Genomic DNA, 16,396 nt, shown 5'->3' on the forward strand with positions numbered 1-16,396 from the left:
GACCGACGGACGGCCGGACCGACGGACGGCCGGACGGACCGACGGACGGACGGACCGACGGACGGACGGGCGGACCGACGGACAGGCGGACAGGCGGGCGGACGGACGGACCGGCGGGCGGACAGGCGGACAGCCGGACGGACGGACGGGCGGACGGGCGGACGGGCGGACGGGCCACGTTCGCCCGTCCTCTCCCGGTCCCGGTGACGCACCGCTCGGAATCGGCGGGGGCGCGGGCGCGGGCGCGGCGGTCGAGGTGTCCCGGCCCGGGAGCGACCCTGCCCCTCGCACGAGGCGCGCCCCGCGGCCGCCCTGTGCCGGCGACGGGCCGCCGACAGGGTCGCAGTCCGCGGGCCCGCGGGACGCGCCGGCCCGCGAACGCGACGGGCACGGCGGAGAACCGCCGTGCCCGTCTGCGGCCGAACCCGCGGAGCGCTACGCGTCCAGGGACGTCATGACGTGCTTGATGCGGGTGTAGTCGTCGAAGCCGTAGCCCGAGAGGTCCTTGCCGTAGCCGGACTTCTTGAAGCCGCCGTGGGGCATCTCGGCGACCAGCGGGATGTGGGTGTTGATCCACACGCAGCCGAAGTCGAGCTTCTTGGACATCCGCATCGCCCGGCCGTGGTCCTTCGTCCACACCGAGGAGGCGAGGGCGTAGTCGACGCCGTTGGCCCACTCCACGGCCTGGTTCTCGTCCGTGAAGGACTGCACGGTGATGACCGGGCCGAAGACCTCGTTCTGGATGATCTCGTCGTCCTGCTTGAGCCCGCTGACCACGGTCGCGGCGTAGAAGTAGCCCTTGTCGCCGACCCGTTCACCGCCCGCCTCGACCTTGGCGTGGGCGGGCAGCCGCTCGATGAAGCCGGCCACCTGCTGGAGCTGGTTGGGGTTGTTGAGCGGCCCGTACAGCACGTCCTCGTCGTCCGGCTGCCCGGTCTTCGTCTCGGAGGCGGCCTTCGCGAGCGCGGCCACGAACTCGTCGTGGATCGACTCCTGGACCAGCACGCGGGTGGCGGCCGTACAGTCCTGGCCGGCGTTGAAGTAGCCCGCGACGGAGATGTCCTCGACGGCCTTGGCGATGTCGGTGTCCTCGAAGACGACGACCGGCGCCTTGCCGCCGAGCTCCAGGTGGACCCGCTTGAGGTCCCTGGACGCGGACTCGGCGACCGACATGCCGGCGCGGACCGAGCCGGTGATGGAGGCCATCGCCGGGGTCGGGTGCTCGACCATCAGCCGGCCGGTGTCCCGGTCTCCGGTGACGACGTTGAAGACGCCCTTGGGCAGGATCGAGCCGATGATGTCGGCGATCAGGACGGTGGAGGCCGGGGTGGTGTCCGACGGCTTGAGCACCACCGTGTTGCCGGCCGCGATCGCCGGGGCGAACTTCCACACCGCCATCATCATCGGGTAGTTCCACGGCGCGACCTGCGCGCAGACGCCGACCGGCTCACGGCGGACGATCGAGGTCATCCCGTCCATGTACTCGCCGGCCGAGCGCCCCTCCAGCATCCGGGCCGCGCCCGCGAAGAAGCGGATCTGGTCCACCATCGGCGGGATCTCCTCGGAGCGGGTCAGGCCGATCGGCTTGCCCGTGTTCTCCACCTCCGCCGCGATGAGGTCCTCGGCGCGCTCCTCGAACGCGTCCGCGATCTTGAGGAGGGCCTTCTGGCGCTCGGCCGGGGTGGTGTCGCGCCAGCCCGGGAAGGCCTCGGCGGCGGCCGCCATGGCGGCGTCGACGTCCGCCGGGCCGGACAGCGGCGCGGTCGCGTACGCCTCACCCGTCGCCGGGTTGACCACCTCGGTGGTCCGTCCGTCGGCGGCGTCCCGGAACTCGCCGGCGATGTAATTCCGTAGTTTGCGCATCCGGCGCAGCTCGGTGCTCACTGCCGGCCTCCTGATCGGTTTCTTACTGCTGGGGGTGTCCATGGACTGAGACACCACCCTAATCCGCGCGCCCGCGTTTTCAACACCCCCGATCGCGTGACGGCTGCGGAATCCGCAGATCTCACACACGTAAACAACGAATTTCATCGCCTCGACCTTGCGGAACTGTCGAGACGTCGTGCACAGTGTGGCCGTGGCCAGTCGAAGCGCAGAGCACAGGGACTCCCGCGAGTCCAGGAACGGCAGCACCCCTCACCTGGATGCCGTGAGCCTCGCCATCATCGAGCAGTTGCAGGAGGACGGCCGTCGGCCGTACGCCGCGATCGGCAAGGCCGTGGGCCTGTCCGAGGCGGCCGTGCGCCAGCGCGTCCAGAAGCTGCTCGACCAGGGCGTGATGCAGATCGTCGCCGTCACGGACCCGCTCACCGTGGGCTTCCGCCGGCAGGCGATGGTCGGGATCAACGTCGAGGGGGACGTCGAGTCCATCGCGGACGCGCTGACCGCCATGCCGGAGGTCGAGTACGTGGTGATGACGGCGGGCTCGTTCGACGTCCTCGCCGAGATCGTCTGCGAGGACGACGACCACCTCCTCGACGTCATCAACAAACGCATGCGCGCCCTGCCCGGCGTGCGCTCCACCGAGAGCTTCGTCTACCTCAAGCTGAAGAAGCAGACCTACATGTGGGGAACCCGATAACCGTGAGGACCCGATAACCGTGAGCACCAAGGACCTCAGCCGCACCGCGTACGACCACCTGTGGATGCACTTCACCCGCATGTCCTCGTACGAGAACTCGCCGGTCCCGACCATCGTCCGGGGCGAGGGCACCTACATCTACGACGACAAGGGCAAGCGCTACCTCGACGGTCTCGCGGGCCTGTTCGTGGTCCAGGCGGGCCACGGGCGCGTGGAGCTCGCCGAGGCGGCCTTCAAGCAGGCGCAGGAGCTCGCGTTCTTCCCGGTGTGGTCCTACGCCCACCCCAAGGCAGTGGAACTGGCGGAGCGCCTGGCCGACCACGCGCCGGGCGACCTGAACAAGGTCTTCTTCACCACCGGCGGCGGCGAGGCCGTGGAGACCGCCTGGAAGCTCGCCAAGCAGTACTTCAAGCTGCAGGGCAAGCCGACCAAGTACAAGGTCATCTCCCGCGCGGTCGCCTATCACGGCACCCCGCAGGGCGCCCTGTCCATCACCGGACTGCCGGCCCTGAAGGCTCCCTTCGAGCCGCTCGTCCCGGGCGCGCACAAGGTGCCCAACACGAACATCTACCGCGCCCCGCTGTTCGGCGACGACCCGGAGGCCTTCGGCCGCTGGGCCGCCGACCAGATCGAGCAGCAGATCCTCATGGAGGGCCCGGACACGGTCGCGGCCGTCTTCCTGGAGCCGGTCCAGAACGCCGGCGGCTGCTTCCCGCCGCCGCCCGGCTACTTCCGGCGGGTGCGCGAGATCTGCGACCAGTACGACGTGCTGCTCGTCTCGGACGAGGTCATCTGCGCCTTCGGCCGCCTCGGCACGATGTTCGCCTGCGACAAGTTCGGCTACGTCCCGGACATGATCACCTGCGCCAAGGGCATGACCTCGGGCTACTCCCCGATCGGCGCCTGCATCATCTCCGACAAGCTCGCCGAGCCGTTCTACAAGGGCGACAACACCTTCCTGCACGGCTACACCTTCGGCGGCCACCCGGTGTCCGCGGCCGTCGGCCTCGCCAACCTCGACCTGTTCGAGCGCGAGAACCTCACCCAGCACGTGCTGGACAACGAGGGCGCGTTCCGCTCCACCCTGGAGAAGCTGCACGACCTGCCGATCGTCGGCGACGTCCGCGGCAACGGCTTCTTCTACGGCATCGAACTCGTCAAGGACAAGGCGACGAAGGAGTCGTTCGACGACGAGGAGACCGAGCGCGTCCTGTACGGCTTCCTCTCCAAGGCGCTCTACGACAACGGCCTGTACTGCCGTGCCGACGACCGCGGCGACCCGGTCGTCCAGCTCGCCCCGCCGCTGATCTCCAACCAGGAGACCTTCGACGAGATCGAGCAGATCCTGCGCGCCACCCTCACGGAGGCGTGGACGAAGCTGTGACGTCAGCCTGATCAGCTGATCAACACCTGCCCCGGCGTCGACCGTTCGAGTGAGAAACGGCGGCCCGGGGCCGCGTGCTGTCCGGAAGGCCGCCCTCGCCTCCTTAGCGTGCCAGTGACCGATCGGCCCTGTCCTCGTTCCCCCGCACGGGGGAACGGCACGGGAACCACAGATCTGAACCGAGGTGTACGCCATGGAGGCCCCGCCGGACAACGACGTGCTCTGGGCACGCTCCCTGCACTTCTCGCACCCCGACGGCTCCCCCGGGCTGGGCGGGGTGTCGCTGGGTGTGCGGGAGGGCGAGATCCTCGCCGTCAGCGGACCGCGCGGCAGCGGCAAGACGACCCTGCTGCGCTGTCTGTCGGGTCTGGCGTCCGCCCAGCGCGGGGAGGTCTGGTTCAACAGCGTGCCCGTGCACACGATGGGCCCGATGGCCCGCGAACGGCTGCGCCGCGACCGCTTCGGCTGGATCGACCCTGCGCCGCTCCTCGTCCCCGAGCTCAACGTCTGGGAGAACGCGGCCCTCCCCCTGATGCTGCGCGGCACCAGCCGCCGTCGGTCCAAGGTCGCCGCGCTGGAGTGGCTGGAGCGCCTGGACATCGGCGACCGCTCCCACTGCCGCCCGCACGAGCTCACCCAGGCCGAGCGTCAGCGGGTCTGCATCACCCGCGCCCTGGCCCCGGCCCCCTCGGTGCTGTTCGCGGACGAGCCGACGGCGCCCCTGCACCGGGCGGACCGGGCCCAGGTCCTGCGCACCCTGACGACGGCCGCCCGCTCGCACGGCATCACGGTGGTGCTGGCCACCCACGACCCGGAGACGGCGGCTCTCGCCGACCGGACCGTGCCGCTGCTGGACGGGCGCCGGGTCAGGACGGTCCACCTTCCCCCGGTCACGGAGTCGGAAGGCCGGGGGGCGGCGTGCTCGCTGTCCGTCTGACCCGCAGCGCCCGACCCGCCGTCCAGTTGCGCCGTCTGCTGGTGGCGGCGGCGTCGGCGGGCACCGGCTTCCTCCTGCTGAGCACCCTCGGCCACGCCCTGATCCACCCCGAGGACTCCGCGGCCTCCGCACTCCGGCTGGCCTGGTGCGTGGTCCCGCTGGCGGCGACCGTCCATCTCGCGCTGGCGGTGGCCCGCACCGACCCGGGCACCCGGCCCCGCCCCGGACTGGCGGCGATCGGCCTGGGTCCGGGCCGGCTGATGGCCGTCTCGGCGTTGACGACGGCCCTGTCGACGCTGCTCGGCTCCATGCTGGCACTGCTGGTCTTCCTCCATCTGCGCGGCGACCTCTCGGGCATGCCCTTCGACGGAGCGGCCGAGGACTTCCTGGCGGCCGGCCGGCCGCTGCCATGGCCTGGCGCCCTGACCCTGCTGGCCCTGGCGCCGGTGTCCTCGTCGGTCGCGGTGGTCCTGATGCTGCGCCCGCGGGACGCGCGGGTGGCGGCCCGGGCGACGCCCAGGATGTTCGGCCGGTTCGGGGCGTACGCGACGGCGGGCCCGGGAGAGACGTTCGGGGCCTACGGCAGATTCGGCAGCCGGGCCGTCCGCCCCACCGCGGCCGCCGGCGCCGCGACCGTCCGGGCCCAGGCGGCCGACGGCTCGCCCTCGACTCCGGACGACGCGTCCCCCGCCCCGGTGAACGGCGCCCCCGTGGAGACGGCCTCGGGCCCCGTGAACGGTTGCGTGAACGGTTCAGCGCCTCAGGACGTCCCCCAGGACCTCCCTCGGGACGTCCCGGCCCCCGACCCCACAGCCCTCCCCTGGGGCACGGCCCTGCTGGCCGTCGGTCTGGCCGTGGAGGCGTACGCCGACCGCGGTCCCGACGTGGGCGGGCTCCCCCTGCCCGGGGGCCTGCCCACCGGCCCGGCCGCCGTCCTGCTCGGGTGGACGCTCACCGCCGTGGGCCTCGCGCTCGCCGGCCCCGGCCTCGCCCATCTGTGCGGCCGCCTGCTGCAGTCGGCCCGCCCGGGTGCCCTGCGCCTCCTCGCAGGGCGCGGACTGATGCAGGAGGCCGCCCGCATCGGCCGTCCGTTGGGCGTGGTCTGCGCGGTGGCCTCCGGCGCGTACACGATGGCCAGGCTGTACGACCCGGCCGACCCCTCCTTCGGACCCCTCACCACCCTCGGCGCCCTGGTGGTGGCCGGCTGCACCCTGGCCACCCTGCTGACCGCGGCCGTGGAGGCCAGGCAGTCCCGCGCCGACACCACGGCCGCCCTGCTGCGCCTGGGCGCCCCCGCCAAGACGCTGCGCGGCGCCGCCGCCCTGCGCACCGCCGCCCTGCTGGCGCTCTTCGTCCCGCTCACCCTGGTCGTGGCCGAACTGGCCGCCCTCCCGCTGCTGCGCTGACCCGCTTGCCGCACCTCGCACTCCAACACTTCGGCGCCGCAGCACTCCGGCACCACCGCCCTCCGGCACCACCGCGCTCCGGCACCGAAGCACTCCGGCAGAAGACCGGCGCAGAAGAGATCTCCCGGGGCCGATGAGTTTCGCGCGGACCCCCGGTCTACCCACCGACAACGCACACAGCGGCAGCGATCCTCCGGGAGAGACCAGATGAGCACCTCGGGCCACCAGCAGATGATCTTCGTGAACCTGCCCGTGAACGACCTCGACGCCTCGAAGAAGTTCTTCACGGAGCTCGGCTACTCGATCAACCCGCAGTTCAGCGACGACAACGCGGCCTCCGTGGTGATCAGCGACACGATCGTCGCGATGCTGCTCACCAAGCCGTTCTACTCGACCTTCACCAAGAAGCAGATCGCGGACTCCGCGACCACCAGCGAGGTGCTGATCGCGCTCAGCGCCGAGAGCCGCGAGAAGGTCGACGAGCTGGTCGACCGGGCGCTCGCACTGGGCGGTTCGCCCAGCGGCGAGACCCAGGACCACGGCTTCATGTACGGCCGCTCCTTCGACGACCTCGACGGGCACACCTGGGAGATCGTCTGGATGGACCCGTCGGCCGTCCAGGGCTGACCGGCGCCGACGCCGAACCGGGGCCGAGCCGAGACGGAGACCGGCGACGGCCCCGATCGCCGGCCCACCGGTGCCTAGCATGGGCGGGTGCATCCGACGACACCCGCCCAGCCCTTCGACGGTTCCCCCCACGACCGTGAGATCGAGTCCCTCGCCGAGTTCGACGAGGTGGTCGCCGCTCACGGCACGCTCTCCCACTTCCGCGTCCAGTCCGTCGACCTGACGAACCGTACGGACGCCCTGCTCTCCCTCGACACCTCGGGCGCCGTCTTCCTCGGCTGCCCGATGGATCCCGAGGCGGCCGCCCGCGCGCGTGCCCGCGGCGCCCTGGTCTTCCCGCCCGTCCCGGGCCTGTCCTTCGACCCCTACCGCGGCTACGTCTACTCCCCTGACGAACTGTTCGCCTCCCTCGACGAGGGGTACGAGGCGACCCCCGACGCTCTGACGTACGCGTGGTTCCAGCGCACCAGGTCCGACGGCGACATCTTCGGCTCGATGCTCCGCTCGATCCACGACGACGCCGTCTCGGACGCCCTCGACGAACTGCTCGTCGGCGCGCGGGTGGTGGGCGTGATGGGCGGTCACGCGATGGCGCGCGGCACCGAGGAGTACGCGGGTGCGGCCCGGCTGGGCCGTGAACTGGCGCGCGGCGGACTCACGGTGGCGACGGGCGGCGGACCCGGCGCCATGGAGGCGGCCAACCTCGGCGCCTACGCGGCCCCCTTCGAGGCCGGGATGCTCACCGAGGCCCTGCGGATCCTCGCCAAGGCGCCGAAGTTCACCCCGTCGGTCACCGACTGGGCGCGGGCCGCGTTCGAGGTCCGCGCGAACTGGCCCGGCGGCGGCCCCTCGGTCGCCGTCCCCACCTGGTTCTACGGCCACGAGCCGCCCAACCCGTTCGCCGCGCACATCGCCAAGTACTTCTCCAACGCCACCCGCGAGGACGGCCTGTTGGCCCGCTGCACGGCGGGCGTGGTGTTCCTGCCGGGCGCCGCCGGGACCGTCCAGGAGATCTTCGACAACGCGACGCCCAACTACTACGAGTCGCGAGGCGAGCCGACGCCGATGGTGCTCGTGAACCGCGCGCACTGGACGGAACGCCTCCCGGCCTGGCCGCTGCTGCGCTCGCTGGCCCGGGAGCGGTCGATGGAGTCCCGTATCGCCCTGGTTGACCGGATCGAGGAGGCGCCGGAGGCGCTGAAACGTCTCGCTGGTTAATAAGCTCGTAAAGCCAACCACTCAGAGGGGTCGCCGCATTGACACTTCTTATGAAACGCTTATAGACCTGTGAGCCTGCTGGGGATGGTGACGCACTCGGCTCACCCGGGGGCGCCATCTCCCCCTCCACCCCCCGCAGTTGCGCTTCCCGTAAAGGACAAACGTGTCCCTTTCCCGCCGTACCGCCGCCCGTTCGGTGCGCCTGCTCGGAGTCACCGCCGCCTCCGCGGCCCTCGCGCTCAGCGCCGCCGGCACCGCGCTGGCCTGCGACATCACCGAGTTCTCCGCCGCTGCCGCCTGTGACGGCACGAAGGGCGTCATCACCGTCACCGACAAGGACGCCACCCGCGTCCCGGCCGTCATCACCGTCTTCCTCGAGAACAACGGCGCCGACCTCCGGCAGGTCGGCACGGAACAGACGGTCACCGGCTCGAAGAAGGGCGTCACCGTCTCCTTCGCCGAGGACTGGGAGCCGAACGCCGTTTACCGGGTCCACGTCCTGGCCGTCAAGGGCAAGAAGACGTTCGTCGACGCGGACATCGCCCCGAACGTGACCACCCCGTCCGAGGCCTGCAAGGCCGAGGACACGACGACCCCGACCACCACCCCGTCCTCGACGCCGTCCTCGACCCCGTCCTCGACCCCGTCGCAGACCGCTGCGCCGGCCGAGACGGCCACCCCGTCGGCGCCCCCGTCCGACTCGGCGAGCGGCAGCGCCGCGGCCCCGGTCCCGGCCCCCGCGAGCAACGCCCCGTCGCCCGCGGCCCAGGAGTCCAACCTCGCCGAGACCGGCGCCAACTCCAACACCGGTCTGATCGTCGGCATCGCGGCCGCCCTGGTCGCCGTCGGCGGCGGCGCGGTGTTCTTCGGGATGCGCCGCCGCGGATCCAGCCAGCGCTGACCCGCACGGCCGACCGACGCCCAGCGAGCACGCGGACGGCCTCGGGCCAGGCCCTCAGCCGAACTCCGTCTTCGCCAGCCAGGACTCCAGCACCTCGCGCTCGCCGAGGACCTCCAGCCCGGGGCTGTCCAGCGGCAGCCGGCCGTAGAAGGCGAGCAGCACGGACGTGAGCGGGCCGCGCAGGGTGACCGCCGTCTCCTCATGGCCGGGGCGCCGGACGACGCCCTGCTCGGTGAGCTCGATCACCCGTCCCCACGCCTCGCCCGGGGGAACCGTCACCCCGCCTCGTCCGGCGTCCGGCTCGGCCGGCGCGTCCGTGGCGTGCAGCTGGATGGTGCGGTCGGCGGCCGGCAGGTCCCCGGCCGCCGGCTGCGGCTCGTTGCGCTGCACCCACCGCACGAGCTCCAGCCACTCGTCCACGGCGTCGGCGGCCACGTCGGGCGCCACCGCGTAGGGCAGTCCGGCGGCGAGCGCGGCGTCGGCGCGGTGCACGGTGATCTCATGAGTCATCCGGCGCGCCCAGAAGCCGCTGTCGAACACGCCGGCCCAGCCCCAGACCTTCGTGTCCGGGCCGGCCTCGCGCAGCGCGCCGACGACCAGTTCGGCGCTCTGCGCGAGCCAGGCGTCGAGCGCGGCCGGGTCGCCCTCGGCGTCCGGTCCGCCGAGCAACGCGATCCGCTCGTCCGGGATGTTCTCCTGCGCCCGTGTCCGCACGAGCGCGTCGACCCAGCGCAGGGCGCCGCCCAGATGCCGCACGAGCTGTTCCAGCGACCAGTCGGGACAGGTGGGCACGGTCGCCGCCAGGTCCGCCCCAGAGGTCACCACGGTCCTCAACTCGCCCACCTGGTGGGCGATTTCGTCGCAATACCGCTCATGCGTGAGAACAGTCATGCGCAAGACCCTAGGGCCCCGGCTCAGTCCAGCACCACGATGTCGGCCGGATCGAAGGACACCCCCACCGCGCTTCCGACCTCCGGCGCGTCGCGCAGCGCGCACGCCGCCTCCAGCCTCGGCGCGCCCTCCGGCTGGAGGTGCAGGGCGACATGCGTGCCCCGGAAGGTGCGGCCGGCGACCGTGCAGCGCAGACCGTCCTCCGCGTCCCCCAGGCGCACGCCGGCCGGCCGGACGAGCAGGGTGCGCGCCCCCTGACCGGACCCGGCCGGCACCGGGGCCTTGCCCCACGGCGTGACCGCCACCTCCCCCGTGACCGTGGCCGCCACCACGTTGTCGAAGCCGAGGAAGCGGGCCACGAAGGCGTCCGCCGGCCGCTGCCACACCTCCAGCGGCGTACCGGACTGGGCGATCCGGCCGTCCCGCATCACCACGACCCGGTCGGCCAGCGCGAACGCCTCGCCCTGGTCATGGGTCACGGCCAGCACGGTCGTCCCCAACCGGCCGAACAGCTCCCGCAGTTCGACGACCAGCCGCTCGCGCAGCGACCGGTCGAGCTGGCCGAGCGGCTCGTCGAGCATCAGCAGCCGGGGGCGCGGCGCGAGGGCCCTGGCCAGCGCCACCCGCTGCTGCTCACCGCCGGAGAGGGAGGCCACGGCCCGCCCGGCCGCGCCCGGCAGCCCGACGAGGTCGAGCAGCTCCCTCACCCGCTCGCCCTGCCGCTGCCCGACCATGCCGTGCATCCGCAGCCCGAAGGCCACGTTGCCGCCGACGTCGCGCTGCGGGAACAGCTGGTGGTCCTGGAACATCAGCCCGAGCTCCCGCCGGTGCGCGGGCACCCCCGCCTGATCGCGCCCGTCGAGCCGGACCCGCCCGGAGTCCAGGGGCTGCAGACCGGCCACGGCCCGCAGCAGCGTCGACTTGCCGCTCCCGCTGGGCCCGAGCACGCACACCACCTCGTGCTCGGCGACCGCGAGATCGACCGCGTCCAGCACGGCCCGCCCGCCGAACCGCACGGTGGCCCGCTCCAGTTCGAGCAGCTGCATCAGAACTCCCCCGTCCCGTCGGTCCTCAGCCGCTCCAGCACCAGCAGGGCCACCGCGCACACCACCATCAGAATCGTCGAAAGCGCCATCGCCTGGCCGTAGTTGAGCTCCCCGGCCCGCCCCAGCAGCCGCGCCACGGCCACCGGCAGCGTCGGGTTGTCGGGCCTCGCGATGAACACCGTCGCCCCGAACTCCCCCAGCGACACCGCGAAGGCGAACCCGGCCGCGACCAGCAGCGCCCGCCGCACCATCGGCAGGTCGACCTCGCGCCACACCCGCCAGGGCGACGCACCGAGCACGGCCGCCGCCTCCCGCAGCCGATGGTCCACCGCCCGCAGCACCGGCAGCATGGTCCGCACGACGAAGGGGACGCCGACCAGAGCCTGCGCCAGCGGCACCAGGATCCAGGTGCCGCGCAGGTCCAGCGGCGGCTCGTCGAGCGCGATGAGGAACCCGAAGCCCACGGTCACCGCGGAGACGCCCAGCGGCAGCATCAGCAGCGCGTCGAAGCCGCGGACCAGCCGTCCGGCGTCCCTGCGGGTGAGCGCGGCCGCGGCGAGCCCGCCGACAGCCACGGCGATCGCGGTCGCGGCGACGGCGTACTCCAGCGAGTTGCCGATCGCGTCGATCGGCGGGACCAGGAACACGTTGCCGTCGTCGCCGGTCAACGCGCGGTAGTAGGCGAGGCCGGGCGCGTCCAGCGAGCGCTGCACGAGCACCGCGAGCGGCAGGACCAGCAGGACGGCGATGCTCGCGAGCACCCCGGCCAGCAGCGCCCACTGCGCGGTCCCGCGCGGCCGACGCGCCGTGCCCGCCGCGTCCACCAGCCGCAGCGCGGTCTCCCGCCGCCGCACCGCCCAGGCGTGCACGGCGAGGATCGCGCCGACGGCCGCGAACTGGACGATCGTGAGGACGGCCGCCGTGGACAGGTCGAAGATCTCGGAGGTCTGCCGGTAGATCTCCACTTCGAGGGTGGAGAAGGTCGGGCCGCCCAGGATCTGCACCACGCCGAAGGAGGTGAAGGTGAACAGGAAGACCATCAGCGCGGCCGCGGCGACGGCCGGCCCAAGCGCCGGCAGGGTCACCGTGCGCCAGGCCCGCAGCCGGGACGCGCCCAGCATCCGCGCCGCCTCCTCCTGCCGCGGGTCGAGCTGCGCCCACAGCCCGCCCACCGTGCGCACGACGACCGCGTAGTTGAAGAAGACGTGCGCGAGCAGGATCGCCCACACGGTGGTGTCGAGGCGGACGCCCCACAGCTCGTCGAGCAGCCCGCCGCGCCCGACGAGTGCGAGGAACGCGGTGCCGACGACCACCGTGGGCAGCACGAACGGCACGGTGACGACGGCGCGCAGCACCTGCTTGCCCGGGAAGTCCAGGCGCGCGAACACGTAGGCGCCCGGCAGCGCCACCAGCAGCGTGAGCGCGGTGGAGGCGAGCGCCTGCCAGGCGGTGAACCACAGCACGTGGCGGACGTCGGACTGCCCGAGCACGTCCCACAGCCGCCCGAAGCGCCACGAGCCGTCGACGTGGAGCCCCCGGGCGACGATGGCCGCGACCGGGTAGGCGAAGAAGACCGCGAAGAACGCGACGGGCAAGGCCAGGAGACCGAGCCGCGCCGCGCTCCCCGCGCGGGCCCCGCGCCCGGTCACTTCAGTACGAGCGAGGTCCATGACTTGACCCAGTCGTCACGGTTGTCGGCGATCTTCGCCGGGTCCATGGTCTCGGGGTGCGCGGCGGCGGGCCCGTACGCGGTGAACTCGGCGGGGACGGCCGCCCCCTTCACCACCGGATACACGAACATGTTGAGGGGCATGTCCTGCTGGAACCTCTTGCTGATCAGGAAGTCGATCAGCGCCTTGCCGCCCTCGCTGTCGGCCGCGTTGTCCAGCAGCCCCGCGAACTCGATCTGCCGGAAGCAGGTGCCGGAAGCGACGCCGGTCGGCGCGGTGGCCGGCTTCGGGTCGCCGTAGATCACCTCGGCGGGCGGCGAGGAGGCGTAGGACACCACGAGCGGCCGGTCGGCCTTCGCCTTCCTGCCCCCGGCGGAACCGGAGAACTCCTCGTTGTAGGCCTGCTCCCAGCCGTCGACCACCTTCACGCCGTTGGCCTTGAGCTTCTTCCAGTAGCCCTCCCAGCCCCCGTCGCCGTACTGCGCGGCCGTGCCGAGCAGGAAGCCGAGCCCGGGCGAGGAGGTGGAGGCGTTCTCGGTGACGAGGAGGTCCTTGTAGGCGGGCTTCACCAGGTCGTCGAAGGAGGCGGGCGGGGCCAGCTCGTGCTCGGCGAAGTACGCCTTGTCGTAGTTGACGCAGATGTCGCCGAAGTCGACGGGCGTGACCCGGTGCTTCCCCGCGTCCACCTGGTACTGGCTGCCGACCTGCGCCAGTCCCTTGGCCTCGTACGGCTGGAACAGCCCGTTGTCGAGGGCGCGGGAGAGGAGGGTGTTGTCGACGCCGAAGAAGACGTCGCCCTGCGGGTTGTCCTTGGTGAGGATCGCCTTGTTGACGGCCTGCCCGGCGTCGCCGTCCTTGAGCACCTTCACCTTGTACCCGGACTGCTTCTCGAAGTCGGCGAGCACGCCCTTGGACACGGCCCAGGAGTCATGGCTGACGAGGGTGACGGTCCGGGAGCCCGCGGAGCCCGCCGTCTCCTTCCCGTCCGACGACCCGCACGCGGACAAAGCGACCAGGCCGAGTCCGACGGCCACGGCCACGAAGGTCTTGTTCTGCACTGGTTTTCCTCCTGGGTTGACCAGGAAGAGACGCGGCCCCGCCCGGGTCCGCACGGAACGCCGGGCAGGGCGCAACAGCTCGAGTGATGACCGAACTTCCTACCCAGAATGACCTGGGCGAGGTTCAGAGGGTCTGCGGGCCTGGGTGCCGCACTCTCAGCGCTGTGGCGCTCCCCTGTCGGAATATGAAGATGTGTACGGTCCTCAGACTACCGCTCGGTGGCCGCGAGCTGACCGCACGCCCCGTCGATCTCCTGGCCACGGGTGTCCCGCACGGTCACGGGCACCCCGTGCGCGGCGATCGCCTCGACGAAGGCCTTCTCGTCCTCCGGCCGGGACGCCGTCCACTTCGAGCCCGGCGTCGGGTTCAGCGGGATGAGGTTGACGTGCACGGGCTTGCCGCGCAGCAGCCGGCCGAGCCGGTCGCCACGCCACGCCTGGTCGTTGATGTCCCGGATCAGCGCGTACTCGATGGACAGCCGACGACCCGACCGCTCGGTGTACTCGAACCCGGCGTCCAGCACCTCGCGCACCTTCCACCGCGTGTTCACGGGGACGAGGGTGTCGCGCAGCTCGTCGTCGGGAGCGTGCAGGGAGATCGCGAGCCGGCACTTGAAGCCCTCGTCGGAGAACCGGCGGATGGCCGGCACCAGCCCGACCGTCGACACGGTGATCCCGCGCTGCGACAGCCCGAGCCCGTCCGGCGCCGGATCGGTCAGCGCGCGGATGGCGCCGACGACGCGGTTGTAGTTGGCGAGCGGCTCGCCCATCCCCATGAAGACGATGTTGGACAGCCGCGCGGGCCCGCCGGGCACCTCGCCGTCGCGCAGCGCCCGCATCCCGTCGACGATCTGGTGCACGATCTCGGCGGTGGACAGATTCCGGTCGAGCCCCGCCTGTCCGGTGGCGCAGAACGGGCAGTTCATCCCGCATCCCGCCTGCGAGCTGATGCACATGGTCACCCGGTCCGGGTACCGCATCAGCACGGACTCCACGAGCGTGCCGTCGAACAGCCGCCACAGGGTCTTACGGGTGGTCCCCTGGTCCGTCGACAGATGCCGGACGACCGACATCAGATCCGGCAGCAGCGCCTCACGCAGCTTCTCGCGGGAGCCGGCCGGGATGTCGGTCCACTCCGCCGGGTCGTGCGCGTACCGGGCGAAGTAGTGCTGCGAGAGCTGCTTGGCACGAAAGGGCTTCTCCCCGATCTCCGCCACGACCTCCTTCCGCTCGGCGGGCGAGAGGTCGGCGAGATGCCGCGGCGGCTTCTTGGCTCCGCGGGGGGCGACGAAAGTGAGTTCTCCGGGTGCAGGCATAACACGTCCAGTGTGGCAGATCATCGCCGGGGCCCCAGGCCGGGAGCGGGGTGGGGGTGGTCACCCCGTCGGTGCCGTCTGGGGCGCCGGCCGGCATCGCACGGCCCAGGGGCGGCCCGGGGCGCGTGGGGTCGTTGCGCTGCTCGGGGCCGGCTTGCCACCGTGGTCGCCCGCGGCTCCCCGCACGCTCGGGAACGGATGAGGCACGGGCGCCATCGGCGGGTCCTCAGAGCTGATCGCGCCACCACGGGACGTCGGGCGAAGGGGCACGGACGACTCGGGCTCGTCCGAGGATCTTGGCGTCGAGATCCTGGACCAGCGCGCGTAGCTCTCGTGCCGACTTCCTGGGCAAGGCACGCATGATCGCTTCAAGGTGATCGCGGGAGTGGCCCGGATCACAACCGCACTCGGGGATGCCACACCTGGTGGAAGTGGAGGGATCAGCCAACCTCTTGAGCGGGCCGTGTGCCAAGGCGGCCCAGTGCCGAAAGGCTCTGGCTGTGTCGCCTGGCCAGAAACGCCTGATTTCCAGCCTGCGGATGTGGGCCGCGCATGCCCCGGACAGCCTGTCGATCGGCGGACACGGGCGGCGGGGGCACGGGCGGGAGACGCGCACGGGGAGGTCGTCCCGCACGGCAGACGGGCGCCTACGCGGCATTGCCCTTTCGATTGTCGGTCATGGTGGGAAGGTACCGCCGACGGCGCGGACGATCCAGAGCCTGCACATGATCACGCGGTCGGCGTCGCACTCAGGCCATGGCCGGTCGGGCGCACCAGACGGCCGGGGCCGCGTCCGGGGCCGACCGGGCCGCGTCCGGGGCTCACCGGGCCGCGTCCGGGGCTCACCGGGATCTTCTCGTCGCCGCGGCCCAGCCGCCTGCGGGTGTCATACCGTCCGGTGCTCCAGACGGTCCTTCAGCAGTCGCTCGTTCACCGGGAACTCCTTGCGGACCTGGCGGCGGACGACGAGGGGCACGAGGATCTTGCCCATGCCCTTGCCCTCGAAGTCGAGATCCATGATCACGCGGGAGCGGCGGCCGTCGTCGATCGGGAGGATCTCGCCGTGGAAGTGGCCGCGCACCGGGCCGTCGACGCCCTGCAGGGTCCAGGAGTGCGGCGGGTCGTAGTGGGTGTACTCCATGGTCATCGGCATGTCCCGGCTGCCGATGTGCCGTGTGACCCGCACCTGGGAGCCGACACCGGCCGGCTCGGGGCCGAGTTGCTCCGCCGACACCGCGCTCGCCTGCCACTCGGGCAGGTGGGAGGGGTCGGTGACATAGGCCCATACATCGTCGGGAGTGGCGTCGACGTCGATCGATTCATGGAAGTCGGACATACAGCCCGCCCCCTTTCAGGGCGAT

At 72.0% G+C, this 16,396-nt stretch carries 14 protein-coding genes and 1 riboswitch; of the genes, 7 read left to right on the forward strand and 7 right to left on the reverse strand.

Going from position 1 to position 16,396, the window contains the following annotated elements; genetic code table 11:
• Nucleotides 1-435: 435 nt before the first annotated feature.
• On the reverse strand, nt 436-1,884 hold the full coding sequence (locus ACFVYK_RS20860) for a gamma-aminobutyraldehyde dehydrogenase (protein ID WP_389776003.1): 1,449 nt from the start codon (nt 1,882-1,884) through the stop codon (nt 436-438).
• A gap of 178 nt (nt 1,885-2,062) precedes the next feature.
• On the opposite strand from ACFVYK_RS20860, the gene ACFVYK_RS20865 reads away from it, so the two are divergent.
• The 7 genes from ACFVYK_RS20865 (at nt 2,063) to ACFVYK_RS20895 (ending at nt 9,054) form a co-directional block, all read left to right on the forward strand.
• Complete coding sequence (locus tag ACFVYK_RS20865; protein ID WP_389776005.1) at nt 2,063-2,581, forward strand: Lrp/AsnC family transcriptional regulator; 519 nt, start codon at nt 2,063-2,065, stop codon at nt 2,579-2,581.
• A gap of 19 nt (nt 2,582-2,600) precedes the next feature.
• On the forward strand, nt 2,601-3,965 hold the full coding sequence (locus ACFVYK_RS20870) for an aspartate aminotransferase family protein (protein ID WP_389776008.1): 1,365 nt from the start codon (nt 2,601-2,603) through the stop codon (nt 3,963-3,965).
• Between the two features lie 193 nt (nt 3,966-4,158).
• Nucleotides 4,159-4,902 carry an ABC transporter ATP-binding protein gene (locus tag ACFVYK_RS20875; protein ID WP_389776011.1) on the forward strand — a complete coding sequence of 248 codons (744 nt, stop codon included), beginning with the start codon at nt 4,159-4,161 and terminating at the stop codon, nt 4,900-4,902.
• Entirely contained in the window at nt 4,884-6,308 is a 1,425-nt protein-coding gene (locus ACFVYK_RS20880) for a hypothetical protein (RefSeq protein ID WP_389776014.1), read from the forward strand. Before ACFVYK_RS20875 ends, ACFVYK_RS20880 begins: the two co-directional genes overlap by 19 nt.
• Before the next feature lie 207 nt (nt 6,309-6,515).
• Nucleotides 6,516-6,935: a VOC family protein gene (locus tag ACFVYK_RS20885; RefSeq protein WP_389776016.1), complete on the forward strand. Its 420-nt coding sequence runs from the start codon at nt 6,516-6,518 to the stop codon at nt 6,933-6,935.
• Between the two features lie 87 nt (nt 6,936-7,022).
• The gene (locus ACFVYK_RS20890; RefSeq protein ID WP_389776018.1) at nt 7,023-8,153 is read left to right on the forward strand and encodes an LOG family protein; all 1,131 of its coding nucleotides are present in this window, start codon (nt 7,023-7,025) and stop codon (nt 8,151-8,153) included.
• A gap of 163 nt (nt 8,154-8,316) precedes the next feature.
• Nucleotides 8,317-9,054 (forward strand): LAETG motif-containing sortase-dependent surface protein, encoded by a 738-nt coding sequence (locus ACFVYK_RS20895; protein WP_389776020.1) that lies wholly within the window; start codon nt 8,317-8,319, stop codon nt 9,052-9,054.
• A gap of 54 nt (nt 9,055-9,108) precedes the next feature.
• On the opposite strand, the gene ACFVYK_RS20900 is transcribed toward ACFVYK_RS20895, so the two are convergent.
• The 6 genes from ACFVYK_RS20900 to ACFVYK_RS20925 form a co-directional block, all read right to left on the reverse strand.
• Nucleotides 9,109-9,945 carry a maleylpyruvate isomerase N-terminal domain-containing protein gene (locus ACFVYK_RS20900; protein WP_389776023.1) on the reverse strand — a complete coding sequence of 279 codons (837 nt, stop codon included), beginning with the start codon at nt 9,943-9,945 and terminating at the stop codon, nt 9,109-9,111.
• 23 nt (nt 9,946-9,968) lie between these two features.
• Nucleotides 9,969-10,991 (reverse strand): ABC transporter ATP-binding protein, encoded by a 1,023-nt coding sequence (locus ACFVYK_RS20905; RefSeq protein WP_389776026.1) that lies wholly within the window; start codon nt 10,989-10,991, stop codon nt 9,969-9,971.
• The gene (locus ACFVYK_RS20910) at nt 10,991-12,661 is read right to left on the reverse strand and encodes an ABC transporter permease (RefSeq protein ID WP_389776028.1); all 1,671 of its coding nucleotides are present in this window, start codon (nt 12,659-12,661) and stop codon (nt 10,991-10,993) included. Before ACFVYK_RS20910 ends, ACFVYK_RS20905 begins: the two co-directional genes overlap by 1 nt.
• Nucleotides 12,637-13,719, reverse strand: a complete 1,083-nt coding sequence (locus ACFVYK_RS20915; RefSeq protein WP_389776031.1) for a thiamine ABC transporter substrate binding subunit — start codon at nt 13,717-13,719, stop codon at nt 12,637-12,639. The genes ACFVYK_RS20910 and ACFVYK_RS20915 overlap by 25 nt, the downstream gene beginning before the upstream one ends.
• 78 nt (nt 13,720-13,797) lie before the next feature.
• Nucleotides 13,798-13,906, reverse strand: a riboswitch (TPP riboswitch).
• 22 nt (nt 13,907-13,928) lie between these two features.
• The gene (gene rlmN / locus ACFVYK_RS20920; protein ID WP_389776033.1) at nt 13,929-15,035 is read right to left on the reverse strand and encodes a 23S rRNA (adenine(2503)-C(2))-methyltransferase RlmN; all 1,107 of its coding nucleotides are present in this window, start codon (nt 15,033-15,035) and stop codon (nt 13,929-13,931) included.
• Between the two features lie 886 nt (nt 15,036-15,921).
• A complete protein-coding gene (locus ACFVYK_RS20925) occupies nt 15,922-16,371 on the reverse strand; it encodes an SRPBCC family protein (protein ID WP_389776036.1) in 450 nt (149 codons plus the stop codon).
• Between the last annotated feature and the right edge of the window lie 25 nt (nt 16,372-16,396).

This window comes from Streptomyces sp. NPDC058291 (genome assembly GCF_042880855.1).
Classification (GTDB): Bacteria; Actinomycetota; Actinomycetes; order Streptomycetales; family Streptomycetaceae; genus Streptomyces.